The following is a 24,711-nucleotide window of genomic DNA, read 5'->3' on the forward strand; positions in this document are numbered from 1 at the left end:
CACACGCCCCCCCCCCCCCCCCCGCCCCCCCCCCCCCCCCCCCCGCCCCCCCCCCCCCCCCCCCCCCCCCCCCCCCCCCCCCCCCCCCCCCCCCCCCCCCCCCCCCCCCCCCCCCCCACTACGGTGGCCTCGTCCGTCCACGGAGGAGGTCCCGATGCCCCGGCCCCGGGTCCACGCGCCCGACGCGCTCCTCGACGCCGCCGAGGAGCTGCTCGTCGACCGCGGCCGTGCGCAGCTGACCGTCCGCGCGCTGGCCGCCCGGTCGGGGGCCTCGAACGGCAGCATCTACCACGCCTTCGGCTCGCTGGAGACCGTCGTGGGGGCCGCGTGGCTGCGCCGCGCGCGGCAGTTCCTCGACCTGCAGCGGGCCACCGTCGCGGAGGCCGGCCGGGACGCCCGCCGGGCGGTGCAGGCCGCCGCCGACGCCCCGGCCCGGCTCGCCGAGCAGGACCTGCGGGCGGCGCGGCTGCTGGTCGGGCTGCAGCGCGACGACGTGCTCACCGACGCCGTCGCCCCGGACGTCGCCGACGGCCTGCGCGCCCTGGACGCCGACCTGCTCGACACGCTGCGCCGGCTCGCCCGCTCGCTCTGGGACCGCGACGACGTGGCCGCCACGGGCGCCGTCACCACCTGCGTCGTGCGCCTGCCCGCCGCGCTGCTCTTCCCCGGGATCCGCGCCGGACGGGTGCACCCGCACACCCGCGCGCAGCTGGCCGCCGCCGTCGGCGCGGTCGTCGACTGCGGCCCGCCGGCCTGAGCCGCCCCCCATCCCCACCCACCGAACCGGGAGACCACCGTGCCCACGCTCGACCGTTCCGACGACGTCTTCGTGCTCGACCTCGGCGCCGACGAGAACCGCTTCTCCCCCGACCGGCTCGCCGCCGTCGACGCCGCCCTGGACGAGGTGGAGGGCGCCTCCGGGCCCCGGGCCCTGGTCACCACGGCCACCGGCAAGTTCTTCTCCAACGGCCTGGACCTCGCCTGGCTGCTCGAGCACCCCGACCAGCGGGACGCCTACGTCGGCACGGTCCAGCGGCTGCTCGCCCGCGTGCTGGCGCTGCCGGTCCCGACCGTGGCGGCGGTCCAGGGCCACGCCTTCGCCGCCGGGGCGATGCTCGCGCTCGCGCACGACCAGCGGGTCATGCGCGCCGACCGCGGCTTCTGGTGCCTGCCGGAGATCGACATCGACCTGCCCTTCAGCCCCGGCATGTCCGCCCTGGTCCAGGCCCGGCTCACCCCGCAGACGGCGCACGTGGCGATGACCACCGGCCGCCGCTACGGCGGCACCGACGCCCTCGCCGCGGCGATCGTCGACCGCGCCGTCGCCGAGGAGGAGGTCCGCCCGGCCGCCGTGGAGATCGCCGCCGCGCTCGCCGGGAAGGCCGGCCCGACCCTGGGCACCATCAAGTCCCGCCTGTACGTCCCGGCCCTCGCGCTGCTGCGGGACGAGGTGTCACCCCGGGGCTGAGCGGGGGCCGAGCGCGGCCAGCAGGTGGTCGCGGGCGGGAGCCAGCGACGGGCCGTACCAGGTCAGCGCCCGCCCGGACACCAGCACCGACCGCACCCCGGGGAACGCCTCGGGGCCGTCGTCGGCGGTGAACGGGTAGGGCTCGTCGGGCAGCAGGACGACGTCGGGCCGCGCGGCGAGGACGTCGTCGACCGCCACGTGCGGGTAGCGGTCCTCCCCCTCCCCGAAGACGTTGACCAGGCCGAGGCGGGCGAGCACGTCGCCGCTGAAGGTGCGCGGACCGACCACCATCCACGGGTCCCGCCACACCGGCACGGCGCAGCGCAGCGGCGGCTCCGGCGCCGGGCGTGCCCACGCGCGCGCGGCGTCCGTCAGCCAGTCCGGCTCGGGGACCGCCAGCGCCTCGGCGAACAGCCGCCGCATCGAGGCCAGCGCCTCGTCCACCGACTCGATGACCGTCACCCACACCGCGATGCCGGCCGCGCGCAGCCGGTCGACGTCCAGGCGCCGGTTCTCCTCCCGGTTGCAGACGACGAGGTCCGGCGCCAGCGCGGCGACCGCCGCCCGGTCGGGGTTCTTGGTGCCGCGGACGCGCGGCACGCCGAGGCCGGCCGGGTGGGTGCACCAGTCGGTGGCGCCGACCAGCCGGCCGGGCACGGTGACCGCCAGCGCCTCGGTCAGCGACGGCACCAGCGACACGATCCGGCGCGCCGGCCCCGTCAGCGGGACCGGCGCGCCGAGGTCGTCCTCACACATTGCGCCGGTACTGGCCACCCACCTCGAAGAACGCGTCGGAGATCTGGCCGAGCGAGCACACCCGGACGGCGTCCATCAGCGCGTCGAAGACGTTGCCGCCCGACGTCGCCGCCTCCTGCAGCCGGGCGAGCGCGGCCGGCGCCTCGTCGGCGTGCCGGGCGTGGAAGTCGGCCAGCCGGTCCAGCTGGGACTGCTTCTCCGCCTCGGTCGCGCGGGCCAGCTCCAGCTGCTTCGGCGGGGCCTCGTCGCGACGGGGGTCGAGGAAGGTGTTGACGCCGACGATCGGCAGCGAGCCGTCGTGCTTGCGGTGCTCGTAGAGCATCGACTCGTCCTGGATCCGGCCGCGCTGGTAGCCGGTCTCCATGGCGCCCAGCACGCCGCCGCGCTCGGCGATCCGGTCGAACTCGGCCAGGACCGCCTCCTCGACCAGGTCGGTGAGCTCCTCGACGATCGCCGACCCCTGCAGCGGGTTCTCGTTGCCCGCCAGCCCCCACTCCCTGTCGATGATCATCTGGATGGCCAGCGCCCGGCGGACCGAGTGCTCCGACGGCGTCGTCACGGCCTCGTCGTAGGCGTTGGTGTGCAGCGAGTTGGCGTTGTCGTAGATCGCGCACAGCGCCTGCAGGGTGGTGCGGATGTCGTTGAAGTCCATCTCCTGCGCGTGCAGTGACCGGCCCGACGTCTGCACGTGGTACTTGAGCTGCTGCGACCGCGCGCCGGCGCCGTAGCGGTCCCGCATCGCGACCGCCCAGATCCGCCGGGCCACCCGGCCGATCACCGTGTACTCGGCGTCCATCCCGTTGGAGAAGAAGAAGCTCAGGTTGGGCGCGAAGTCGTCGATCGCCATCCCGCGGGCGAGGTAGGCCTCGACGTAGGTGAAGCCGTTGGCCAGCGTGAAGGCGAGCTGGCTGATGGGGTTCGCCCCAGCCTCGGCGATGTGGTAGCCGGAGATCGAGACCGAGTAGAAGTTGCGCACCCGGTGCTGGATGAACCACTCCTGGATGTCGGCCATGCAGCGCAGCGCGAACTCGGTGGAGAAGATGCAGGTGTTCTGGCCCTGGTCCTCCTTGAGGATGTCGGCCTGCACCGTGCCGCGGACGGTGGCCAGCACCCAGGCGCGGATCTCCTCGGCCTCAGCGGCGTCGGGCTCGCGGCCCTCCTCCTCGCGGAAGCGGTCCAGCCGCTGCTCGATCGCGGTGTTCATGAACATCGCGAGGATCGCCGGCGCGGGGCCGTTGATCGTCATCGACACCGACGTCGTGGGCGCGCACAGGTCGAACCCGTCGTAGAGCACGCGCATGTCGTCGAGCGTGGCGATCGAGACGCCGGAGGTGCCGACCTTGCCGTAGACGTCGGGCCGCGGCTGCGGGTCGCGGCCGTAGAGGGTCACCGAGTCGAACGCCGTGGACAGCCGGGTGGCGTCGTTGCCGGCCGACAGCACCCGGAACCGCCGGTTGGTGCGGAACGCGTCGCCCTCGCCGGCGAACATCCGCGCCGGGGCCTCGCCGGCGCGCTTGAACGGGAAGACGCCGGCCGTGTACGGGAAGGAGCCGGGCAGGTTCTCCCGCCGCAGGAAGCGCAGCAGGCCCGCGGCGTCGGAGGTCCGGGGCAGCGCGACCCGCGGCACCTTCGTCCCGGACAGCGTCTCCCGGGTGAGCGGCGTGCGGATCTCCCTGCCGCGGACCGTGTAGACGAACTCGTCGCCGGAGTACTGCTCCACCCGCGCCGGCCACTCCTCGAGCAGCGTGCGCACCTCGGGCAGCAGCTCGGCGTCGGCGGCCCCGGCGGCCGCCCTCGCCGCCTCCGCCGCGTCGCCGTCCAGGACCTCGGCCGCGGTGGTCAGGTGCTCGCGGCGCCGCACCACGGCGGCCTGCTCCTCGGTCACCCGGTGGTGCGCGCGCACCGCCTCGGCCACCTCGGCGAGGTACCGCGACCGCGACGACGGGACGACGCTGGCCAGCCCGGTCGAGGCGCGCACGTCCACCCGCGGCAGCACGCCGGTGCCCGCGGGCAGGCCCTTCTCCACGAGCAGCCCGAGCAGGTGCTGGTAGAGCGCGGTGACGCCGTCGTCGTCGAAGCGGGCGGCGCTGGTGCCGAACACCGGCATCTGCTCCCACGGGACGCCGAACGCCTCGCGGTTGCGCACCATCTGCCGGGCGACGTCGCGTCGGGCGTCCTCGGCGCCGCGACGCTCGAACTTGTTGATCGCGACGACGTCGGCGAGGTCGAGCATGTCGATCTTCTCGAGCTGGCTCGCGGCGCCGAACTCCGGCGTCATGACGTAGAGCGAGACGTCGCTGAACGGCACGATCGCCGCGTCGCCCTGCCCGATGCCCGGCGTCTCCACGATCACCAGGTCGAACCCGGCGGCCCTCACCGCGGCGAGGACGTCGTCGAGGTGCTCGGGCACCTGGGCGCCGGCGGCGCGGGTGGCCATCGAGCGGAAGAAGGTGTGCGACCCGTCGCCGGACTCCAGCGCGTTCATCCGGATCCGGTCGCCGAGCAGCGCGCCGCCGCCGCGGCGGCGGGTGGGGTCGATCGCGACGACGGCGACCCGCAGCTTGTCCTCCTGGTCGCGGCGCAGCCGCCGCAGCAGCTCGTCGGTGAGCGAGGACTTGCCCGAGCCGCCGGTGCCGGTGATGCCCAGCACCGGCACGGTGCGGGCCGCGGCGGCCTCGCGCACGCGGGCGGCGAGCGCCTCGTCAGCACCGGCCTCCAGCACGCTGATCGCCCGCGCCAGCGCCCGCGGGTCGCCGGTGAGGAGGGCGTCGACGTCGGGACCCTCGGTCGTCAGGTCGACGTCGCAGGCGCGGACGAGCTCGTTGATCATCCCGGGCAGGCCCAGGCGGGCGCCGTCCTCGGGGCTGAACACCCGCACCCCGCGCTCGGCGAGCAGCGCGATCTCCTCGGACACGATGACGCCCCCGCCGCCGCCGAACACCTGCACGTGCCCCGCCCCGGCGTCGGCCAGCCGCTCCTTGAGGTAGCTGAAGTACTCGACGTGCCCGCCCTGGTAGCTGGAGATCGCGACGCCCTGCACATCCTCCTCGACGGCGGCGCGCACCACCTCGTCGACGCCGCGGTCGTGACCGAGGTGCACCACCTCCGCGCCCTGGCTCTGCAGCAGCCGCCGCATCACGTTGATCGCCGCGTCGTGCCCGTCGAACAGGCTGGCCGCGGTGACGAAGCGGACGGGGTGGACGGGCACGTGCAGCTCCGCAGACGCCATGGCTGCACGGTAGGCCCGATTTAGTAGGACGTCCAACCATCTCGGCGTGTCCAGCACGGGGCGTCGCGGACCGGCCCGGCGACGGCGCCCGGGTGGGAGGCTGGCCGCGCTCCCACAGCCGTCCCGGGGAGGCCGGCCGATGACCCCCGACGACGTCCGCGCGGTCCTCGACGACCCCGTCGCCCGCCGCCTGCTCGACTCGGCGAACCCGGCGCGCCTGGCCTACGTCGCCCGCGACGGCACGCCCCGGGTGGTCCCGGTCGGGTTCCTCTGGAACGGGACGACGATCGTCGTCGGCACCGTGCCGGGCTCGGCGAAGGTCGCGGCGCTGCAGGCGCACCCGGCGGTGGCGCTGACGATCGACACCAGCCCGCCGGCGTGGCCGCCGAACGTGCTGCTCGTCCGCGGGACCGCGCAGGTCACGCTCGTCGACGGCGTGTTCCCCGAGTACGTCGAGGGCGCCCGCAGGGTCACCCCGGCCGAGCTGTTCCCGCAGTGGGAGCAGGGCGTGCACGCCCTCTACGACCGGATGGCGCGGATCGACGTCACCCCCACCTGGGCCCGCGTCCACGACTTCGAGAACCGCATCCCGCAGGCGGTGGAGGACCTCGTGCGGCAGAAGACCGGCACCTGACCGGCACGCGCGGGAACCCCTCGTCAGGTCCCGGCCGTCGTGTCAGGGTGCCCGCCGTCCCCAACCGAACGGAGCAGCACCACCATGGCCTTCCGCAACCTGATGGCGAAGCTCGGCGCCGGCAACGCGAGCGTCGACGCCGTCCTCGACCGCCCGGTGACCACCCCCGGCGGCACCGTCACCGGCACCGTGCACCTCACCGGCGGGCAGGTCGCCCAGGAGATCAACGAGATCCGGGTGTCCCTGCAGGCCACCGTCGAGGTCGAGAGCGGCGACAACGAGTGGAAGGAGAACGTCACCTTCGGCACCGCGCCGATCGCCGGCGCCGGCCGGATCGAGGCGGGCGCGAAGGCGTCGATCCCGTTCAGCTTCCCGGTGCCCTGGCAGTGCCCCTTCACGACGCTCGACGGCTGGACGCTGCGCGGCGTGAAGATCGGCCTCCGCACCAAGGTCGACATCCCCGGCGCCGTCGACCCCGGCGACCTCGACGCGGTGACGGTCGAGCCGCTGCCGGTCCAGCGCACCGTCGTCCGGGCGCTCGACGGCCTGGGCTTCCGCTTCCGCGGCGCCGACGTCGAGAAGGGCCGGCTGGCCGGCAGCGACCTGCCCTTCTACCAGGAGGTCGAGTTCGCGCCGCCGTCGTCGCTGCGCGGGCGCGTCAACGAGCTCGAGGTGACCTTCCTGGCCGGCCCGCACGGCGTCGAGGTCGTGCTCGAGGTGGACCGGCGCGGCGGGCTGCTCACCGAGGGCCGCGACGTGGGCGGCCGGCTGCGGTTCGGCCACCACGACACCGACGTCTCCGCGGTGGCCGCGCAGCTCGACGCCGCCGTCCGCCAGCTCGGCGCCCGGCGCGGCTGGCTCTGAGCACCCCCGACCGGGACACGGCGGCCGCGCGCCTGCGGGACCTCCCGCGGCGCGCGGCCGGCCGCCCCGACCTGCGCCAGGCCGCCGTCGCCGTCTGCGTCACCTGCACCGGCGACGTGCCGGCCCTGCTGGTCACCCGCCGCGCGGCCGGGCTGCGGGCCCACGCCGGGCAGTGGGCGCTGCCCGGCGGCCGGCTCGACCCGGGCGAGACCCCCGTGCAGGCGGCGCTGCGCGAGCTGGAGGAGGAGGTCGGGCTGGTCCGCGGGGAGGACGACGTCGTCGGCCTGCTCGACGACTACGTGACCCGCTCCGGCTACGTCATGACGCCGGTGGTCGTGTGGGCCGGCGACGCCGGGGAGCTGCGCCCGGCCGAGGCCGAGGTGGCCGCGGCGTACCAGGTGCCGCTGGCCGACCTCGACGTCGAGCCGGTGCTGGTGTCCATCCCCGAGTCCGAGGCCCCGGTCATCCGGCTGCCGCTGCTCGGGGGCTGGGTGCACGCCCCGACCGCCGCGGTCGTGTACCAGTTCTGCCAGGTGGTGTGCCGCGGGCTGCCCACCCGCGTGGCCCACCTGGAGCAGCCGGTCTTCGCCTGGCGCTAGGCGTGCACTTACGCGGAAGTGCACGGGTCCGGCGTCAGCGCCGGTGCCAGCGGGCGGCGCCGTAGGAGGCCAACCCCAGCACGATCCCGGACAGGACGGCGCTGCGCCTCGCCACGTCGCCCTCGGCGCGGGAGGTCCACACCGCCGCGGCGTCCAGCGCGGTGAGCAGCAGCGTCACCTCGGTGGTGCGCCGCGCCTGCGGCGCCGGGGTGGCCAGCAGCGCCGCGCCCATCGCGATGTTGCGGGCCGCGCCCAGGCGCACCAGCAGCGGCAGTGCGACGTCGCCCCGCGCGGCGTCGGGGCGCACCCCGAGCGCCCCGGCGATCCACCGGGGCGCGAACAGCGCCGCCGTCCCGATCCACATCGACAGCGACCCGACGGTCCTGCGGGTGACGTCCCAGTCGTGACTGCTCACGGGCGGCCCTTGCCCGCGGACGCCCCGCCCGAACCGGCGGTGAGCACGAGCACGACGGCGAGGAACGGCAGCGTCGCCCAGCTGGCCACCACGTCGCTGACCGTCGCCACGGTGAACGCCGCCGCCGACGGGGCGTCCAGCGGGCCGACCACGCCGTCGACACCGAGCGCGGCCACCGACGCCGGGACGGTCAGCAGCGCCGACACCGCGCCGCCGAGCGCCACCCCGGCGAGCACCGCGGCCGGCGAGGTGCGCACCGCCCGCAGCGCGGTCGCCGTCCCCCGCCCCAGCGCGCCGCCGAGGCGCACCCGGCCGTCGCTGGGCAGGCCGGTGAGCGCGCCGGTCAGCCACAGCTGGGCGAGCAGGCCGGTGGCGAAGCCGACGACGTCGACCAGCAGCGCGTGCGCGAGGCTCGGGTCGTCGTACACGAGCAGCTGGCGCAGCACGTCGGGGACGGTGTTGACCAGCGTGACCGCGAGCGAGAGGGCGTAGACCCGCCCGGCGTGCCGGCGCAGCAGCGCCAGGGTCTCGCGGACGACCGCGGGGACGCGCACGCCCGCCGTCGTCGTGCCCGGTGGCGTCACGTCCTCGTCGCGACGGCCTGGACCCAGCGGTCGCCGGCCGCCCGCCGCAGCCGCCCCGGCGGCACCTCCAGCCCGTGCGCGCGCAGCTCGGCCAGCAGCTGCTCGGTGGAGAACCGGTCGGCCGGGTGGCGGGAGACCGCGCGCAGCCACGGCGCGTCGACGAACCGCGCGGTCATCTCGGTGAGCGCCAGCTGCCCGCCCGGGCGCAGCACCCGCGCGACCTCGGCGACGGCGGCCCGCCAGTCCCGGATGTGGTGCAGCGCGTGGAGGTCGACGACGAGGTCGGTGCTCGCGTCGTCGACCGGGAGCGCGGTGGCGTCCCCGACGCGGAAGGTGACCCGGTCGGCGAGGTCGGCGCAGGCGATGCGGGCGCGGCCGACGGTGGCCGGGTACAGGTCGAACGCCGTCACCTGCGTGGCGCCGAGCCGCTCGACGGCGACCCGCGCGCCCAGGCCGCGGCGGCCGGTGCCGATCTCGACGACGCGCTCGCCGCGGGCGCCGAGGCGGCGCAGGATGCGCCCCTCGACCCGCAGGCCGATCTCGTACCGGAGGCGGGAGTCGACCCACAGGCGGTTGGCGTCGACGAAGGTGGGGGGCACGGTGCGGCTCCCGTGCGGGGCGGTCATGCCGGGCGGCTACCCACTCCGCGGGCGAGCGCACCGTAGACGTCGCGGGCGTGGTCGAAGACGAGGAAGTGCCCTTCGCCGGCGTGCCAGTGCGCGGTGACCGACGGCAGCATCCCGGCGAGCACCCGGCCGAGCGCGACCGGCACCTGCCAGTCCTGGGTGCCGTGCCAGATGTGGACGTGCTGGCGGACCTCTCCCACGGGGAAGCCCCACGGCCGGAACAGCAGCGCCCGGTCCTCGGCCAGCACCCCGGCGCCCTGGCGCAGCCCCTCGGTGAACGTGCGCGCCAGCACCCGCCGGACCGCGGGCCGGCCGATCACCCGCCGGTCGGCCGGGTTCAGCCGCAGCTGCAGGTAGCGCGGCAGCAGCTGCGGGCGGACGGTCAGCGGCGCGAACACCGGCAGCAGCAGGGCCGCCGTCGCCGGGGACGGACGGTGCGCGGCCGCGCGGACCGACGTCGGCAGCCAGCCCGGCCACGGCCACGGGACGTCCGGCGGCGGGGCGCCGCCGAGGATCCCCACGGCGTGCACGCGGTCCGGCAGGGCGTGCGCGCAGGCCAGCGCGTACGCGGCGCCGCCGGACAGCGAGAGGACGGCGAACCGGTCGATGCCGAGGTGGTCGAGCAGCTGGACGACGTCGCCCGGCCAGTCGGTCACCCGCCGCCCCGGCTGCGGGTCGGAGGCGCCGAAGCCGGGCCGGTCGGGCACGACGAACCGCACGCCCCAGCGGCGGTAGGCGGCGGGGTCCTCGACGTGCCGCTCCAGCCGGGAGCTGGGCGAGCCGTGGCAGCCGAGCACGGGCCGGCCGTCGGGGTCGCCCCACTCGGCGTAGGCCATCGTGCGGCCGTCGCGCAGCCGCAGCCGGCCCTCGCGGGGCCCGTCGGCGGGGTCGGTGCTGCCCGGGTGCATGCCCCGGGGCTACCCGGCGGAGGGGCGGGTCAGGCGCGGCGGCCGAGCAGCGCCAGGACCCGCGTCGGCCGGTCGGCGCCCTCCGGCGCGTCCACCTGCCGGCAGATGCCCTCCGTGTACAGGGCGTCGCCCCAGCTGCGGGCGCCGGACTCGATGCGGTCGAGCTCGGCCTCGGTCAGCGTCGCGTCCTGGCCCGTGGCGTGGGCGAGGTCCCAGCGGTGGACGACCATGTCCCACACGTAGAACTGCGCCAGGGTCTCCCCCACCGTCGTCGGGCCGAAGAAGCCGTCGTACCCGGCGTCGGCGACGGCCGGGTCGGCGACGGCAGCGAGCACCCGGGCGGCGTGCCCGCGCAGCGCCGCGGCGGGGCCGGCGGTGCCGTCGGGCGCGGGACCGAGGTCGACGCCGCGGCCGGTGAGGAACTCCCGCTGGGTGTCGACGACGTGCGCCACCAGGTCACGGGCGGTCCAGTCCTCGCAGGGCGTGGCGGCGTCCCACCCGGCGGCGGGCACGGCGTCGGCGACGGCGAGCAGCGGCTCGAGGACGGCGGCGTAGTCGGTGGCGATCGGGGTGGCGGTCGTCGTGTCCATGGCCCGACCCTGGCCGCGTGCGGCAGCCTGCGTCTTGATGGAACCCGACAGCACCGCCGTCCACCCTCGGGACGCCGTCGAGCGGGCGCACCTGCGCGACCCGCGCGACGCCTCGCACGTCATGTACCGCTACGAGGTCACGGGCCCGCTGGCCGCGCTGGTGCAGCGGTTCTGGATCCCGGTGTGGTCGGTGCCGCCCGGCGAGGAGGCGGTGCAGCGGGTGCTGCAGTACCCGGTCTGCCTGCTCGTCGTCGCGCCGGACTACGCCCGCTTCTACGGCGTCGTGCCGGGGCTGTCGACGACGACGCTCGCCGGCGACGGCTGGGCGGTCGGCGTCATGCTCACCCCCGCCGCGGGCGCGCTGGTGGCCGGCGGGCCGGTGGCGCCGTACACCGACCGGCACGTCGACGTCGGCGAGGTGCTCGGCGACGACGGCGCCCGGCTGGCCGCCCGGGTGCGCGCGGCGATGGCGGCCGACCCGCACTCCCCCGCGGCACACGCGGAGGCGCGGGCCGCCTACGACGACGCGCTGCGCCGGTTCCCGCCGGTCGACGAGGAGGGCGCGCTGGTCGACCGGCTCGTGGCGCTGGTGGAGTCGCGGCCGGACCTGACCCGCGTCGACCAGCTGTGCGCCGAGACGGGGCTGTCCGAGCGCGCGCTGCAGCGGCTGGTGTCCCGCCGGCTGGGCCTCACGCCCAAGTGGCTGGTGCAGCGGCGGCGGCTGCAGGAGGCCGCCGGCCGGCTGCGCGACCGGACGGCGACGCTGGCGGGGGTCGCCGCCGACCTGGGCTACGCCGACCAGCCGCACCTGACCCGCGACTTCGCCCGGGTGACCGGGATGACGCCGGGCGAGTTCGCCGCGCGGTACGCGCAGTAGGAGCACGGCGCGGTACGCGCAGGAGGAGAGCGCCGTCCGGGGCGTCAACCCGTCGTCGTCTGCCGCTCCGGCTCGATCCAGACGGTGACCGCTCGGTCCTGATGTTCTCCGGCGGGTAGGGCCGGCCGTCGTACTCCTGCGACAGCTCGTCGATCTGCGCCCGCGCCACGGGGCCGGTGGTCGTGTCGGTCACCCGGCCGCGCACCTCGGCGTAGCGGTAGGGGTCGGACTCGTCCCGGATGGCCAGCGTCACCCGGGCGTCGCGCTGGAGGTTCTCGAACTCGCGCCGCCCGGTCGCGGTGTTGGCGAACAGCCGCTCCCCGTCGGTGCCGACCCAGATGTACTGCGTCTGGATGCGCCCGCTGGGCAGCAGCGTGCTGATCGCCGCGTCGTTGGGGCCCTCCGCGAGCTCACGGGTGACCGGGTGGAGCGCGGGGCCGTCCTGGGTGTCTGCCACCGTGGGTGACCACCCCGACCCGTTCCGGTGCACGCCGTCCGTGTTGCGGGCCCCGACCCGGCAGCCCACCGTGGGGCGACCGCCGTCCCCTCCCCGCCCTGGAGCTGCCATGGCCTCCCTGTCGAAGGACCCGGGCGCCGCCCCGTCCGACGGCGACCGCCCGACCCCTCGACAGCGGCGTGACCGCACGCACTGGCTGTACATCGCGGTGATCGCGGCGGTGGTCCTCGGGATCGTCGTCGGGCTGGTGTTCCCCGGCTTCGCCACCTCGCTGGAGTGGCTGGGGACGGCGTTCGTCGGGCTGATCAAGATGCTCATCGCGCCGGTCATCTTCTGCACGATCGTGCTGGGCATCGGCGCGATCCGGAAGGCCGCCGCGGTGGGCCGGATCGGTGGCCTGGCGCTGGGCTACTTCCTGCTGATGTCCACGGTCGCGCTGGCGATCGGGCTGGTCGTCGGCAACCTGCTGCACCCCGGCGACGGGCTGGCGCTGTCCGAGGAGCTGCGGGGCCGCGGTTCGGCGCTCGCCGAGACCGCCGAGGAGAGCGGCGGCACGGTCGACTTCCTGCTCGGCCTGATCCCGACGACGCTGGTCTCCGCGCTCACCGACGGGTCGGTGCTGCAGGCGCTGCTGGTCGCGCTGCTCGTCGGGTTCGCCATCCAGGCGATGGGCGCGTCCGGGGAGCCGCTGCTGCGCGGCATCGGGCACCTGCAGAAGCTGGTCTTCCGGATCCTGGCGATGGTCATGTGGCTGGCCCCGGTCGGCGCGTTCGGCGCGATCGCGGCGGTGGTCGGCGAGACCGGCGTGGACGCCCTGAAGAGCCTCGCCGTGATCATGCTGGGCTTCTACGCCACCTGTGCGGTGTTCGTCTTCGTCGTCCTCGGGCTGCTCCTGCGGCTGGTGGCGAGGCTCAACGTGTTCCGGCTGCTCAGGTACCTGGGCCGGGAGTTCCTGCTCATCCTGTCGACGTCGTCGTCGGAGACGGCGCTGCCGCGGCTGATCGCCAAGATGGAGCACGCCGGGGTCAGCCAGCCGGTGGCCGGCATCGTCGTGCCGACCGGCTACTCGTTCAACCTCGACGGCACCGCCATCTACCTCACGATGGCCTCGCTGTTCATCGCCGAGGCGCTCGGCGACCCGCTGTCGATCGGCGAGCAGATCGGCCTGCTGGCCTTCATGGTCATCGCGTCGAAGGGCGCCGCCGGGGTCACCGGCGCGGGGCTCGCGACCCTCGCCGGCGGCCTGTCGGCGCACCGGCCCGAGCTGCTCGACGGCGTGGGGCTGATCGTCGGCATCGACCGGTTCATGTCCGAGGCCCGCGCGCTGACCAACTTCGCCGGCAACGCGGTCGCCACCGTGCTGGTGGCCACCTGGACCCGGCAGCTGGACCGCGAGCGGCTCGAGGCGGCGCTGTCCGGTGCGGCGCCCTTCGACGAGGCCCGCATGCTCGACGAGCACGGCGGGACCGAGCTGCCCGACGACGCCACCAGCGCCGGCCCCGGCGGCCGGGACGCCGACGCCGGGCTGCGCCGGCTGGCCGAGAGCTCGAAGCGGTAGCCGCGGCGGGCTGGCCGGGCGACGCCGCGGCGCTGGCCGCCGAGCAGGACCGGCTGGCCGCGCTGCGCCCGCCGCCGTGGACCCCGCCCGCCGGGCCGCTCGCCGGCGCGGTGGCCGCGGTCGAGGACGCCGGAGGGCTGGTCGCGGCCGCGGTGCTGGGGGACGCGGCCGCCGTCGCGCGGGGCCCGGCGGCGGGCCCCTACGCGCCGGCGCTGCTCGCGCTGCGGGAGGGGCCGCTGCTGGCCGCCGCGGTGGCCGCGCTGCCCCGCCGTCCGGACCTCCTGCTGGTCGCGGCGGCGGGACGGGACCACCCGCGGCGGGCCGGGCTCGCGCTGCACCTCGGCGCCGTGCTGGACCTCCCGAGCGTCGGCGTCACCGACCGGCCGCTGGCCGCACGCGGCGACCCGCCCGGGCCGGCGCGCGGGGACACCGCGCCGCTGCTGCTCGGCGGCGAGGAGGTGGCGCGGGCGGTGCGCGTGGTGCCCGGCGCACGCCCGGTGGTGGCCTCCGCCGGCTGGCGCACCGGCCCGGCGACCGCGGCCGCCGTCGTCCTGGCGACGACGGCCGGTGTCCGCACGCCGGAGCCGCTGCGCGCGGCCCGCCGGGTGGCCCGGCTCAGCCGCGGTCGGCCGGGGTGAGGCCCTCGATGACCGCGGCCATGTCCACCGCGCCCGGGTCGTCGAGCCGGCCGGCGGCGGCCTCCATCGTCTCGAGCACCGCGGCGGTGAGCCGGTCGGGGACCCCGCCGGCCCGCAGCGCCGCGCGGATGAGCCGGGCGTCCTTGGCCGCGCCGGTCAGGCCGAAGCTCGGCGGGTAGTCGCCGGCCAGCATCAGCCCGCCCTTGAGGTGGGCGTAGGCGGAGTCGACCGGCCCGCCCTCGATCGCGTCGAGGAAGCGCTGCGGGTCCTGGCCGAGGGCGCGGGCCAGCGCGATCGCCTGCGCGGTGCCGGCGGTGAGCATGAACAGCCACGAGTTGCAGGCGAGCTTGAGCCGGCTGCCGGCGCCGGCCTCGCCGAGCCACAGGGTCTTCGAGCCGAGCGCGTCGAACACCGGCGCCAGCCGCTCGCGGGCCTCCTCCGGGCCGCTGGCCAGCAGGGTCAGCGCGCCCTTCGCGGCCGGCTCCCTCGTGCCGAGCACCGGGCAGTCGACGAGCACGAGGCCCAGCTCGCGCGCCGCCTCGACGGTGCGGTCGGCGCCCTCGACACCGACGGTGGAGCACTGCAGCCACGTCGTCCCGGGGGCGGGGGCGGCCTGCCGGACGACGTCGAGCACCGCGTCGGCGTCGAGCAGCACGGTCAGGACGACGTCGGCGCCGTCGGCCGCCTCCGCCGGGGAGCCGAACGCCTCCGCGCCCGTGCCGGTGAGCGCCCGCGCCTTGGCGGGGTCCCGGTTCCACGTCCGCACGGGCAGCCCCGCACGCCGCAGCGAGGTGACCATCCCCGCGCCCATCGTCCCGGTGCCGAGCACCGCCACCGTCGGTCCGGCCATGCGGGTCCTCCTCGGGGTCAGTGGTGCGCGGCGTGGCCGTGGCTGTGCACGCCGTCGGGGCCGTGCCGCTCGGCCTCCTCCGCGCGGCTGCGGCGCAGGTCGACCACGGCCAGCACCAGCGCGGCGCCGGCGCCGAGCACGGACACGGCCAGCCCGGCCGCCGCCGCCGTCGGGTGGTCCCCGGACGCCGACAGCACGAGGTAGAAGAGCCCGGGCAGCGCCGCGGTGCCGACGGCGGCGCCGAAGCGCTGGGCCGTCTGCAGCCCCCCGCCGGCCGATCCGGCCATGGACACCGGCACGTCGCGCAGGGTCATCGTGATGTTGGGCGAGATGACGAACCCGCCGCCGATGCCGCCCACCAGCAGCGCCGGCGCGATCGCCCACCCGGCCGCCGACGGCGGGACCAGCAGCAGGACCACCGCGGCCGCCGCCAGGCCGACCATGACGCCCGACAGCCCGAACACCGTCAGCCGCCGGCCGTGCCGCTCCACCAGCCGCCCAGCCACGACCGCCGCCGACGCCGACCCGAGCGCGAACGGCGTCACCGCCAGCCCCGACTGCAGCGGCGTGTAGTCCAGCCCGGTCTGGAAGAACAGCGCGAACACCAGCCAGATGCCGCTGAACCCGACGAAGTAGACGGTGCCCAGCGCCGCGCCGATGCCGTAGCCGCGGGTCTGCGTGACCAGCCGCGGGTCGAACACCGGCTGCCCGTCGCGGGCCACCACCCGCCGCTCCCACGCCACGAACACCGCGAGCAGCGCCGCCCCGACCAGGAAGAGCCACCACAGCCGCGCCAGCCCGCCGGACTCGGCCTGCACCAGCGGGAAGAGCACGGCCAGCGCCCCGGCGCCGAGCAGCAGCACCCCGACGACGTCGATCCGCCCGCGCCCGCCACCGCCGCCGCGGGGCAGCAGCCGCAGGGCGAGCGCGAACGCGGCGACGCCGATCGGCACGTTGACGTAGAACAGCCACCGCCAGCCGCCGGGCCCGTCGGCCAGGCCGAGGATGGCACCGCCCACGATCGGGCCCACGGCGGTGGAGATGCCGACCGTGGCGCCGAACAGGCCGAACGCCCGCCCGCGCTCGGCGCCGCGGAACAGCTGCTGGATGAGCGCGGAGTTCTGCGGCGCGAGGCACCCGGCCGCCAACCCCTGCACCAGCCGGGCGGCGACCAGCCAGCCCACCGACGGTGCCGCCCCGGCCGCGGCGCTGGAGAGCACGAACCCGGCCAGCCCGAGCAGGAACAGCCGCCGGCGGCCGAACGCGTCGCCCAGCCGGCCGGCGGGGACCAGCATCAGCCCGAAGGTCAGCGCGTACCCGGACACCACCCACTGCACGGTCGCGGGCGTCGCCCCGAGGTCGGACTGCAGCGAGGGCAGCGCGACCGACACGATGCTGACGTCGAGCAGGCTCATGAAGCCGACGACGAGCGTCACCGACAGCGCGGTCCACCGCTTCGGGTCCGGGCGGTACCCCTCGTCCCCGGCCGGGGCCTGCGGCGGGGCGTCGGTGGATGCGCGTGGCGGCACGGGGAGGGCCTCTTCCGGTGGTGCAGCGGGGGCGCAGCCGCCGTCCGGCCGGCCGCGCCGTGCTGCCCTACCCGGTCGTGCCCCACCGACACCCGCGGGTGCCGGTGGGCGCGGTCGGTGTCCGCCGGCGGGCACGGCGCAAGAACGGTCGGGCCACGCGGCCACCCGGCTCGCCAGACTCGACGCGTGACCCCGCCCGGCCGCGACCGCCTCCGCGAACTGCTCGACGCCGTCCTCGACGAGGACAACCGCACGCTGTCCGACATGGCCGGCGACGCGTACGCCTCGCCGTTCCACTTCAGCCGGCAGGTGTCCGGCGGCGCCGGGGAGTCCCCGGTCGCGCTGCGCCGCCGGGTGGTGCTCGAGCGCGCGGCCTGGCAGCTGCGGCAGGGCACGAGCGTCACCGACGCCGCCTTCGCCGCGGGCTACGAGTCGGTCGAGGGGTTCAGCCGGGCGTTCGCGCGGGCCTACGGCCGCAGCCCGGGCTCCGCCCACGCGGGCAGCGCCGCGCGTGACGGGCACTGGCTGCCCGCGCCCAACGGCATCCACTTCCACCCGCCGGCGTCGCTGTGGGTGGCCGACGAGCCCGCGCGCCGCGGCGGCGACGAGGTCACCGCGCTGCTCGTCCACCACGGCGTCGAGGACACCCGCGCCCTGCTCGAGCTGGCCAAGGGCCTGCCCGACGAGGAGTACCGGCGGGTGCGGGCGCCGGGCCTGACGGTCCTCGCCTGGGACGGCGCCGAGGAGACGCTCGCCGCCGTCCTCGACACCCTGGTCTGGTCGCTGGAGGTCTGGGTGGCCTCGATCGAGGGCGGGGAGCACCCCGTGCGCGGCGCCGGCGACCCGGCCGCGCTCATCGACCGGCACGACGCCGTCGCGCCGCGCTGGCTGGCCGCCGTCCGCGAGATCGCCCGCCGCGGCGCCTGGGGCGACCGGCTGGTCGACGCGCTGTGCGAGCCGCCGGAGAGCTTCGTCCTCGGCAGCGTCGTCGCGCACGTCCTCACCTTCTCCGCGCACCGCCGGCTGCTCGCGCGGCACTGGCTGCGCGACGCCGGCGTCGCGGTCGACGCCGGCGACCCCATCGAGTGGCTCTCCCGGAGGGACCGATGACCCGCACCGTCTACTACACCGCCACGACCCTCGACGGCTTCATCGCCGGCCCCGGCCACTCGCTGGACTGGCTGCTCACCCGGGAGGCCGACCACGAGGGGGCGATGGGCTACAAGGCGTTCGAGAAGACCGTCGGCTCGCTGGTCATGGGCGCCTCCACGTACGAGTGGGTGCGCGAGCACGGCGGCCCGGACGCGTGGAGCTACGACCAGCCCGCGTGGGTGCTCACCCACCGGCGGCTGACGCCGTACGAGGGCGCGGACATCCGCTTCACCGCCGCGGACACCCCTGACGAGCTGCGCGCGCTGCACGCGGAGATGACCGCCGCGGCCGGCGACCTCGACGTGTGGGTGGTCGGCGGCGGCCCGGTGGCCGCGCAGTTCGCCGGCGCTGGGCTGCTGGACGAGGTCGTCGTCTCGATCGCGCCGGTCACCCTGGGCGCCGGGATGCCGCTGCTGCCGGCGCACGTCGAGCTGGTCACCCGGGAGGTCGCGCAGAACGGCGAGTTCGCCGTCGTGCGGTACGACGTCGTCCGCCCCGGCTGAGCCGTGGACCCGGGCGGCCCGTCCGAGGGGCGGAACGGGCCGCCGCGGTGTGCCGCTCCGACCGGGACCACGATCCCGTGTCGACACCTCGACGCGGCGACATGCCTCCGTGCCGATCCGGCGACGTGGCGACAGGTCGCCGGATCGACGGCCGGTCAGGCGGTGCGGATCACCGAGACGTCGAACTCGACCTGGATGCGGTCGCTGACGAGCCACCCGCCCGTCTCCAGCGCCGTGTTCCAGGTCAGACCCCACTCGCTGCGCTTGATCGCCAGCGCGCCCTCGAAGCCGACCCGGGTGTTGCCGAACGGGTCCTTCGCCGAGCCGGTCATCGCGAACTCGATGGTGACCGGCCGGGTGACGTCGCGGATGGTGAGGTCGCCGGTCACCTGGTAGGCGTCGTCGTCGACCTGCTCGACGTCGGTCGAGGTGAACACCATCTCCGGGAACCGCTCGACGTCGAGGAAGTCCGGCGAGCGCAGGTGCGCGTCCCGGTCGGCCTGGCCGGTGTCGATGCTGGCCGTCCTGATCCGGATCGACACGCTGCTGGCCCCGGGCTTCTGCGTGTCGAGGTGCGCCTCGCCCGCGAAGTCGGCGAACGACCCGCGGACGGTCGTCACCATCGCATGACGCGCCCGGATCCCGATCCGGGTGTGCGCCACGTCGATGGTGTAGTCGCCCGTGACATCGGCCAGCGCGGCCGTCGCCGCGTCGAAGTCGGTGGGGTCGCTCTCTGCTGCCCGGTGCTTCGCCACGTGTCCGTCCTTCCCCCTCGCTGACACACCATCCTCGCCGATCCTGCCGACGCTGCCACCGCCGGGCTCCGGGAACGGCCCGCGGACGGCGTCAGCGACCCGGGCGGAACGGGTTGCGGCCCGGCCGGAACAGCGTCTCCTGGGTCAGGCTCGCGGCGAGGACGCCGTCGCGGGTGGTCACCGAGCCGGTGTACCAGCCGCGCCCGCCGGAGACCGTGTGCGGGACCAGGTCCATGAGCACCCAGTCGTCGAGCCGGGCCGTCCGGTGGAACCACACCGCGTGGTCCAGCGTCGGGCCGGGCGCCGCCTCGTCCTCGGGCAGCGCCGACAGCCCGGTGCCGATGTCGGACAGGTAGGTGAGCGCGCAGGCGTGCACCAGCGGGTCGTCGGCCAGCGCGACGGTGGACCGCGACCAGAACCGGGTCGGCCAGGAGGCGGCCGGGTGCGGCTGGGAGGGACGGCGGCCGTCCATGGTGAACAGCCGGGGCAGCGCGAACGGCTCGCACTCCGTGGGGTCCTCGGCCGCCGGCGCCGCGGCCACCTGGACGTCGGGCCCGGCGGTGGGCGCCTGGAACGACGCCGACATCGACAGCACCACCTCGCCGCCCTGCACCGCGACCACCCGGCGCGCGGAGAACGACCCGCCGTCGCGGTCGCGGTCGACGCGGAACACGGTCGGCCGGGCGGCGTCGCCGCTGCGGAGGAAGTAGCCGTGCAGCGAGTGCGGCAGCCGGTCGGGCGCCACCGTGCGGCCGGCGGCGAGCAGCGCCTGCGCCGCGACCTGCCCGCCGTAGAGCGGGAACGGGTCGGTGAACACCAGCGTGCTGCGGTAGAGGTCCCGGTCGACCTCCTCGAGCGTCAGGACGTCGAGCAGGGTCGGGTCTCCCGCGGTCGCTGTCACGCTCCGGAACGTAAACGGACCCGGGGCCGCCGTCGGAGGCGACCCCGGGTCCGCGGGGCGGGGCGTCTCTACAGCAGCTCGAGGATGGTGGCGTTGGCCTGGCCGCCGCCCTCGCACATCGTCTGCAGGCCGTAGCGGATGCCGTTGTCCCGCATGTGGTGCACGAGCGTCGTCATGATCCGCGCGCCCGAGCCGCCGAGCGGGTGGCCGAGGGCGATGGCGCCGCCGTTGGGGTTGAGCGACTTCTCGTCGGCGCCGAGGTCCGCGAGCCACGCCAGCGGCACCGGCGCGAAGGCCTCGTTGACCTCGAAGACCCCGATCTCGTCGATCGACAGCCCCGACTTCGCCAGCGCCTTCTGCGTGGCCGGGATCGGCGCGGTGAGCATGACCACCGGGTCGGCGCCGGCCAGCACCGCGGTGTGCACGCGGGCGATCGGGCGCAGGCCGAGCTCGGCGGCCTTCTCCGACGTCGTCATGAGCAGCGCCGCCGAGCCGTCGGAGATCTGCGAGGAGTTGCCGGCGGTGATGACGCCGTCCTCCGTGAACGCCGTCTTCAGGCTGCCGAGCTTCTCCACCGACGACTCGCGGATGCCCTCGTCCTGGCTGACGACGGTGCCGTCGGGCGTGGTCACCGGCGCGATCTGGGCGTCGAAGCGGCCCTCGGCGCGGGCGGCGGCGGCCTTCTCGTGGGAGGCGACGGAGAACTCGTCACAGCGCTGGCGCGACAGGCCCCACCGCTCGGCGATCGTCTCCGCCCCCAGGCCCTGGTTGATCTTCGCGCCGCCGTAGCGCTCGAAGAACCGCGTCCCGAACGGGTTGGCGTCCTGCCGCGCGCTGCCCATCGGCACCCGCGACATCGACTCCACGCCGCCGGCCACGACGACGTCGTACTGGCCCGAGACCAGGCCCGCGGCCGCGAAGTGCACCGACTGCTGCGAGGACCCGCACTGCCGGTCGACGGTCACGCCGGTGACCGTCTCCGGCCAGCCCGCGGCCAGCGCCGCCGTCCGGGCGATGTCGAAGGTCTGCTCGCCGACCTGGGAGACGCAGCCCCAGATGACGTCCTCGATCTCGGCGGGGTCGATGCCGGCCCGCTCGGCCAGCGACGTGAGGACGTGCGCGGACAGGTCGACCGGGTGCACCCCGGACAGCCCGCCGTTGCGCTTGCCCACGGGCGTGCGCACCGCCTCGACGATCACCGCGTCACGCATGTCTGCTCCCTCCGACCTGGTGTGGTGCCCGGCACACTAACCCGCACTCCTGGCCGGCTCCGCGGTCCGGGCCGGGCGGCGGGTCAGGAGTCCCGCCGCGAGGGCCGCGAGCAGCGCCGCGGTGGCCCAGCCGAGGCCGCTGCCGGCCAGCGGCAGGCCCGTCCCCTCGGTGGCCCGGACGACGAGCAGCACGGCGGCCACCCCGAGGGCGGTGCCGAGCTGCGCGGCGGTGTTCACCGCGCCGGCCGCCGTCCCCTGCAGCTCCGGGCCGACGTCGGTCCCCAGCGACGTCGCGGCGACCGAGGACAGCCCGATGCCCAGCCCCGCGACGGCGACCGCGGCCGACACCACCCCCGTGCCCAGGTCCGCGCCGAGCAGCGCCGCGTCGCCGACGGCGATGACGGCCAGCCCGGCCGCGGCGGTGACCCGCGCCGAGCTCCGCCGCAGCACCCGCGCGGCCAGGCCCGCCCCGGCGACGACGCACAGGCTGAACGGCACCAGCGCCAGCCCCGCGGCGGTCGCGCCGAGGCCGCCGGCGTCCTGCAGGTGCAGCGTCGCGACGGTGACCGCCGAGCTGGTGGTCGCGGTGTTGGCCGCCGAGGCGAGCACACCGCGGCGCAGGCGGGGGTGCCCGACTGCGGGCCGCGGCAGGAGGGGGTCCGGCGAGCGCCGCTCGACCGCCGGCAGGCCCGCGGCGGCGGCGAGCCCGGCGAGCAGGAGCGCGACGCCGGCGGTCCGGTGCGCGTCCCCCTCGAGCAGCGACGCGCCGGCCACCACGGCCGCCACCGCGGCCGTGAGCACCGCGGCGCCGGCCAGGTCGAGCGCTCCCCCGGTCCGCCGCGGGGTCGGCGGCGCCGTTCGGCGCACCGCCGCCAGGAGCAGGACGGCCAGCGGCGCCTGCACCCAGAACAGCACCCGCCAGCCGGCCAGGTCGGTGAGCACGCCGCCGAGCACCAGCCCGCTCGCGCCGGCGGCCGCGCCGGTCGCGCTCCAGGCGGCCAGCGCCCGCCGCCGCGCGCTCCCCTCCACCGCGGCGGCGGTCAGCAGGCGCAGCGCGGTCGGCACGGACAGCGCGGCCGCGGCCCCGAGGGCGCCGCGCGCCACCACCAGCACGCCGGCCGACGGAGCGACCGCGGCCAGCAGCGACGCCGCGCCGAAGCCGGCCAGCCCGGTCCCCAGGACGCGCGCGTGGCCGAACCGGTCGCCCAGGCGCGCGGCCGGCATGAGCAGCGCCCCGAACAGGACGGCGTAGACGGTCACCACCGGCGCGGCCGCCGACGGCGGCGCGCCGAGGTCGGCCAGCATCGTGGGCAGCGCCGCGACCACCAGCGTGGTGCCGAGGACGTCGACGAACTGCACCGCGCACAGGGTCGGGACCACTGCCGGACCTGCCATGCCGGGGCGGATACCCGCTTCTTCATCGATGAAGCACGCGTCAGCACCGATCCGTCCCGGGCGAAGCGGGGTCGCCCCGTGTCGCGGGCCCCACAGGACCGCCGCACGCCCCTAACCTGCGCCGCGTGAGCCGAGACCGTCCCGAGCACGGCGGGCCCCCGGGCCGGCCGATCCCCCCACGGCTCGACCCGCGCGCCGGTCGCCCGTCCCGCGACCGCTCCCCCGGTGCCGCCCGGGCCGGCGGCCGCGGGAACCCGGCGCCGCGCCGCCGCTCCTCCGGGGGCGCCGTCGCGGCCCGCGTCGTCGCCGCCGTCGTGTCGGTCGTCGTGCTGGCCGGGAGCGGGTGGGGCTGGTACCTGGGGCGGCTGGCCGACTCGACGGTCAACCGCACCGACGCCATCCCGGCCGACGGCAACGCCGAGTCCGGCGGCATGCCCGAGGCGATGAACCTGCTGCTGGTCGGCAACGACAGCCGGGCCGACCTCACCCCCGAGCAGCTCGCCGAGCTCAACGCCGGGGTCGACTCCGGCACGAACACCGACACGATGATCCTGGTGCACGTCCCGGCCGACGGGTCGGGAGCGTCGTTCGTCTCCTTCCCGCGGGACTCCTGGGTGGAGATCCCCGGGCACGGGACGGACAAGCTCAACGCCGCCTACGCCTACGGCGCCGCCGAGGTCGACGCCGCCGCGCCCGAGAGCGAGAAGCAGGCTGCCGGTGCCCAGCTGCTGATCCGGACGATCAACCAGCTGTCGGGGCTGCGGATCGACCACTACGCCGAGGTCGACCTGCTCGGCTTCTTCGAGCTCACCAGCGTCGTCGGCGGCGTCGAGGTCAACCTCTGCCACGCCGTCGACGACTCGCGGTACTCCGGCGCGGTGTTCCCCGCGGGGAAGCAGACGATCTCCGGCGCCGACGCGCTGAGGTTCGTCCGCCAGCGGCACGGCGTCCGGCCGGACGGCACCCCCGCCCTCCCCCGCGGCGACCTGGACCGGATCGTCCGCCAGCAGGTCTTCATCGGTGGGGTGCTCCGCAAGATCCTCTCCCAGGACGTGCTGCTGGACCTCGGCAAGCAGCGGGAGCTGATCCGGGCGGCGTCGGAGTCGCTGACCATCGACGAGGACCTCGACCTGCTCGACCTCGCGCAGCAGATGCAGTCGGTGACGGCCGGGGACATCCGGTTCCAGACCATCCCCATCGCCGACCCGAACGCGGAGAACGAGGCCGGCTCCTCGATCGTGGAGCTGGCGGACGAGGGCACGCTGCGCGCGTTCTTCGCGGGCCTGTCCGCCGAGCCCGAGGCGCCCGCACCGGAGGCCCCGGCGCCGCCGGCGACGGTCGACCCGTCGGAGGTCCCGGTCGCGGTCTACAACGGCTCCGGCGTCCCGGGGATCGCCGCGGAGGCCACGGCCGACCTGGAGGCCGCGGGCTTCCCGGTGGTCAGCACCGGCAACGCCGACAGCACCGACTACGGGACGACGACGATCCGGCACGCCGCCGGCGACGAGGCGCTGGCCGCCACGCTCGCCGCGCAGGTTCCCGGAGCGGTCACCGAGGTCGCCGACGACGCCGCGTCCGGCACCGTCCAGCTGATCCTGGGCGCGGACTTCACCGGCATCGGCCAGGCCACCACCCCGCCCGCGGACACCGGCGACACCGCCGCGCCCACCGAGGAGCCCCGGACGGCGGCCGACACCGGCTGCATCAACTAGGACCCCGGCCCGCGGATGCCGCCTGCCGCCACGCCCGACGCGTACCGTCGTCTGCGCGGGTCGGGCCGAGCCGGCGGACCCGCGGCACCCTTCCTCTCGACGCGTCCGCGGGCGAGGAGGCCGAGATGACTGTCCACCCCGAGGACGTCCGGCCGTCTCCTGGATCGATCACCGTCCGGGAGGAGGGCGACGACCGGGTGCTGTGCCTGCGCGGCGAGGTGGACACCGCGGTCGCCACGCGGTTCAAGGAGCGCCAGGGGCGGACCCCGCTGCTCGTCGACGCCATCGACGCCGCCGGGGTGTCCTTCATCAGCTCGACCGCCGTCAGCGTCCTGGCCCGGTGCGTCGAGGCGTCCCACGCCGTCGGCCGGCGCCCGGTGCTGCGCGCCGCGTCGCCGATCGTGGAGCGCATCCTGCAGCTCAGCGGGCTGCAGGGCGACTTCGACCGCCCGCCCGCCCCGTCCGGCCGCTCCGAGACGCCGGGCTGACCCCCGGACGGC

At 76.4% G+C, this 24,711-nt stretch carries 25 protein-coding genes and 1 pseudogene; 12 read left to right on the forward strand and 14 right to left on the reverse strand.

Annotation, left to right across the window (positions count from 1 at the left end; all coding sequences use genetic code 11):
- Positions 1 to 154: 154 nt before the first annotated feature.
- Entirely contained in the window at positions 155 to 757 is a 603-nt protein-coding gene (locus tag ACI79B_RS12085; protein ID WP_456927820.1) for a helix-turn-helix domain-containing protein, read from the forward strand.
- Between the two features lie 39 nt (positions 758 to 796).
- A complete protein-coding gene (locus ACI79B_RS12090; protein ID WP_456927821.1) occupies positions 797 to 1,468 on the forward strand; it encodes an enoyl-CoA hydratase-related protein in 672 nt (223 codons plus the stop codon).
- On the opposite strand, the gene ACI79B_RS12095 is transcribed toward ACI79B_RS12090, so the two are convergent.
- Together ACI79B_RS12095 and icmF are read right to left on the reverse strand one after the other, a co-directional pair.
- Positions 1,454 to 2,224 (reverse strand): helical backbone metal receptor, encoded by a 771-nt coding sequence (locus ACI79B_RS12095; protein WP_456927822.1) that lies wholly within the window; start codon positions 2,222 to 2,224, stop codon positions 1,454 to 1,456. The genes ACI79B_RS12090 and ACI79B_RS12095 overlap by 15 nt on opposite strands.
- Positions 2,217 to 5,453 carry a fused isobutyryl-CoA mutase/GTPase IcmF gene (gene icmF, locus ACI79B_RS12100; protein WP_456927823.1) on the reverse strand — a complete coding sequence of 1,079 codons (3,237 nt, stop codon included), beginning with the start codon at positions 5,451 to 5,453 and terminating at the stop codon, positions 2,217 to 2,219. Before icmF ends, ACI79B_RS12095 begins: the two co-directional genes overlap by 8 nt.
- Before the next feature lie 139 nt (positions 5,454 to 5,592).
- Here icmF and ACI79B_RS12105 point away from each other — a divergent pair, with 139 nt between their 5' ends.
- From ACI79B_RS12105 to ACI79B_RS12115, 3 genes are all read left to right on the forward strand, one after another.
- Positions 5,593 to 6,087: a pyridoxamine 5'-phosphate oxidase family protein gene (locus ACI79B_RS12105; protein ID WP_456927824.1), complete on the forward strand. Its 495-nt coding sequence runs from the start codon at positions 5,593 to 5,595 to the stop codon at positions 6,085 to 6,087.
- Positions 6,088 to 6,171: 84 nt separating this feature from the next.
- Positions 6,172 to 6,951: a sporulation protein gene (locus tag ACI79B_RS12110; protein ID WP_456927825.1), complete on the forward strand. Its 780-nt coding sequence runs from the start codon at positions 6,172 to 6,174 to the stop codon at positions 6,949 to 6,951.
- Between the two features lie 71 nt (positions 6,952 to 7,022).
- Positions 7,023 to 7,550, forward strand: coding sequence for an NUDIX hydrolase (locus ACI79B_RS12115; RefSeq protein ID WP_456928031.1), 528 nt, complete (start codon positions 7,023 to 7,025; stop codon positions 7,548 to 7,550).
- Positions 7,551 to 7,584: 34 nt separating this feature from the next.
- On the opposite strand, the gene ACI79B_RS12120 is transcribed toward ACI79B_RS12115, so the two are convergent.
- From ACI79B_RS12120 to ACI79B_RS12140, 5 genes are read right to left on the reverse strand one after another with little or no spacing between them, the layout of a single operon-like run.
- The gene (locus ACI79B_RS12120) at positions 7,585 to 7,965 is read right to left on the reverse strand and encodes a DUF4267 domain-containing protein (RefSeq protein ID WP_456927826.1); all 381 of its coding nucleotides are present in this window, start codon (positions 7,963 to 7,965) and stop codon (positions 7,585 to 7,587) included.
- The gene (locus tag ACI79B_RS12125) at positions 7,962 to 8,519 is read right to left on the reverse strand and encodes a hypothetical protein (RefSeq protein ID WP_456927827.1); all 558 of its coding nucleotides are present in this window, start codon (positions 8,517 to 8,519) and stop codon (positions 7,962 to 7,964) included. The genes ACI79B_RS12120 and ACI79B_RS12125 overlap by 4 nt, the downstream gene beginning before the upstream one ends.
- 26 nt (positions 8,520 to 8,545) lie before the next feature.
- Positions 8,546 to 9,175 (reverse strand): class I SAM-dependent methyltransferase, encoded by a 630-nt coding sequence (locus ACI79B_RS12130; RefSeq protein WP_456927828.1) that lies wholly within the window; start codon positions 9,173 to 9,175, stop codon positions 8,546 to 8,548.
- The gene (locus ACI79B_RS12135; RefSeq protein ID WP_456927830.1) at positions 9,172 to 10,083 is read right to left on the reverse strand and encodes an alpha/beta fold hydrolase; all 912 of its coding nucleotides are present in this window, start codon (positions 10,081 to 10,083) and stop codon (positions 9,172 to 9,174) included. Before ACI79B_RS12135 ends, ACI79B_RS12130 begins: the two co-directional genes overlap by 4 nt.
- Positions 10,084 to 10,112: 29 nt before the next feature.
- Positions 10,113 to 10,673 (reverse strand): TIGR03086 family metal-binding protein, encoded by a 561-nt coding sequence (locus ACI79B_RS12140; RefSeq protein WP_456927831.1) that lies wholly within the window; start codon positions 10,671 to 10,673, stop codon positions 10,113 to 10,115.
- Between the two features lie 37 nt (positions 10,674 to 10,710).
- Between ACI79B_RS12140 and ACI79B_RS12145 the strand changes: the two genes are divergently transcribed.
- Positions 10,711 to 11,550, forward strand: a complete 840-nt coding sequence (locus ACI79B_RS12145; RefSeq protein WP_456927832.1) for a helix-turn-helix domain-containing protein — start codon at positions 10,711 to 10,713, stop codon at positions 11,548 to 11,550.
- 133 nt (positions 11,551 to 11,683) lie between these two features.
- Here the strand turns inward: ACI79B_RS12145 and ACI79B_RS12150 are convergent.
- Positions 11,684 to 12,211: pseudogene (locus ACI79B_RS12150) on the reverse strand (pyridoxamine 5'-phosphate oxidase family protein); the annotation flags it as partial.
- Here ACI79B_RS12150 and ACI79B_RS12155 point away from each other — a divergent pair.
- A complete protein-coding gene (locus ACI79B_RS12155) occupies positions 12,117 to 13,565 on the forward strand; it encodes a cation:dicarboxylate symporter family transporter (protein ID WP_456927833.1) in 1,449 nt (482 codons plus the stop codon). The pseudogene ACI79B_RS12150 and the gene ACI79B_RS12155 overlap by 95 nt on opposite strands.
- A 110-nt stretch (positions 13,566 to 13,675) precedes the next feature.
- On the forward strand, positions 13,676 to 14,203 hold the full coding sequence (locus ACI79B_RS12160) for an endonuclease V (RefSeq protein WP_456927834.1): 528 nt from the start codon (positions 13,676 to 13,678) through the stop codon (positions 14,201 to 14,203).
- Here the strand turns inward: ACI79B_RS12160 and ACI79B_RS12165 are convergent.
- Both ACI79B_RS12165 and ACI79B_RS12170 read right to left on the reverse strand, forming a co-directional pair.
- Positions 14,181 to 15,053 carry an NAD(P)-dependent oxidoreductase gene (locus tag ACI79B_RS12165; RefSeq protein ID WP_456927835.1) on the reverse strand — a complete coding sequence of 291 codons (873 nt, stop codon included), beginning with the start codon at positions 15,051 to 15,053 and terminating at the stop codon, positions 14,181 to 14,183. The two genes, ACI79B_RS12160 and ACI79B_RS12165, sit on opposite strands and share 23 nt — an antisense overlap.
- A 17-nt stretch (positions 15,054 to 15,070) precedes the next feature.
- Positions 15,071 to 16,582 (reverse strand): MFS transporter, encoded by a 1,512-nt coding sequence (locus tag ACI79B_RS12170; protein WP_456927836.1) that lies wholly within the window; start codon positions 16,580 to 16,582, stop codon positions 15,071 to 15,073.
- Between the two features lie 186 nt (positions 16,583 to 16,768).
- Between ACI79B_RS12170 and ACI79B_RS12175 the strand changes: the two genes are divergently transcribed.
- Together ACI79B_RS12175 and ACI79B_RS12180 are read left to right on the forward strand one after the other, a co-directional pair.
- Entirely contained in the window at positions 16,769 to 17,692 is a 924-nt protein-coding gene (locus ACI79B_RS12175; RefSeq protein ID WP_456927837.1) for a helix-turn-helix domain-containing protein, read from the forward strand.
- On the forward strand, positions 17,689 to 18,237 hold the full coding sequence (locus ACI79B_RS12180; protein ID WP_456927839.1) for a dihydrofolate reductase family protein: 549 nt from the start codon (positions 17,689 to 17,691) through the stop codon (positions 18,235 to 18,237). Before ACI79B_RS12175 ends, ACI79B_RS12180 begins: the two co-directional genes overlap by 4 nt.
- Before the next feature lie 155 nt (positions 18,238 to 18,392).
- On the opposite strand, the gene ACI79B_RS12185 is transcribed toward ACI79B_RS12180, so the two are convergent.
- The 4 genes from ACI79B_RS12185 to ACI79B_RS12200 all read right to left on the reverse strand — a co-directional run bounded on the left by ACI79B_RS12185 (position 18,393) and on the right by ACI79B_RS12200 (position 22,499).
- Positions 18,393 to 18,992 (reverse strand): YceI family protein, encoded by a 600-nt coding sequence (locus ACI79B_RS12185; protein WP_456927840.1) that lies wholly within the window; start codon positions 18,990 to 18,992, stop codon positions 18,393 to 18,395.
- Positions 18,993 to 19,083: 91 nt separating this feature from the next.
- Positions 19,084 to 19,893, reverse strand: coding sequence for an acyl-CoA thioesterase (locus ACI79B_RS12190; RefSeq protein WP_456927841.1), 810 nt, complete (start codon positions 19,891 to 19,893; stop codon positions 19,084 to 19,086).
- 68 nt (positions 19,894 to 19,961) lie between these two features.
- Positions 19,962 to 21,104 (reverse strand): thiolase family protein, encoded by a 1,143-nt coding sequence (locus ACI79B_RS12195; RefSeq protein ID WP_456927842.1) that lies wholly within the window; start codon positions 21,102 to 21,104, stop codon positions 19,962 to 19,964.
- Between the two features lie 36 nt (positions 21,105 to 21,140).
- Positions 21,141 to 22,499: an MFS transporter gene (locus tag ACI79B_RS12200; protein WP_456927843.1), complete on the reverse strand. Its 1,359-nt coding sequence runs from the start codon at positions 22,497 to 22,499 to the stop codon at positions 21,141 to 21,143.
- Positions 22,500 to 22,624: 125 nt separating this feature from the next.
- Between ACI79B_RS12200 and ACI79B_RS12205 the strand changes: the two genes are divergently transcribed.
- Positions 22,625 to 24,211, forward strand: a complete 1,587-nt coding sequence (locus tag ACI79B_RS12205; RefSeq protein WP_456927844.1) for an LCP family protein — start codon at positions 22,625 to 22,627, stop codon at positions 24,209 to 24,211.
- A gap of 125 nt (positions 24,212 to 24,336) precedes the next feature.
- Positions 24,337 to 24,699, forward strand: coding sequence for an STAS domain-containing protein (locus ACI79B_RS12210; protein WP_456927845.1), 363 nt, complete (start codon positions 24,337 to 24,339; stop codon positions 24,697 to 24,699).
- Positions 24,700 to 24,711: the final 12 nt, after the last annotated feature.

The organism is Geodermatophilus sp. SYSU D00879, assembly GCF_054050375.1.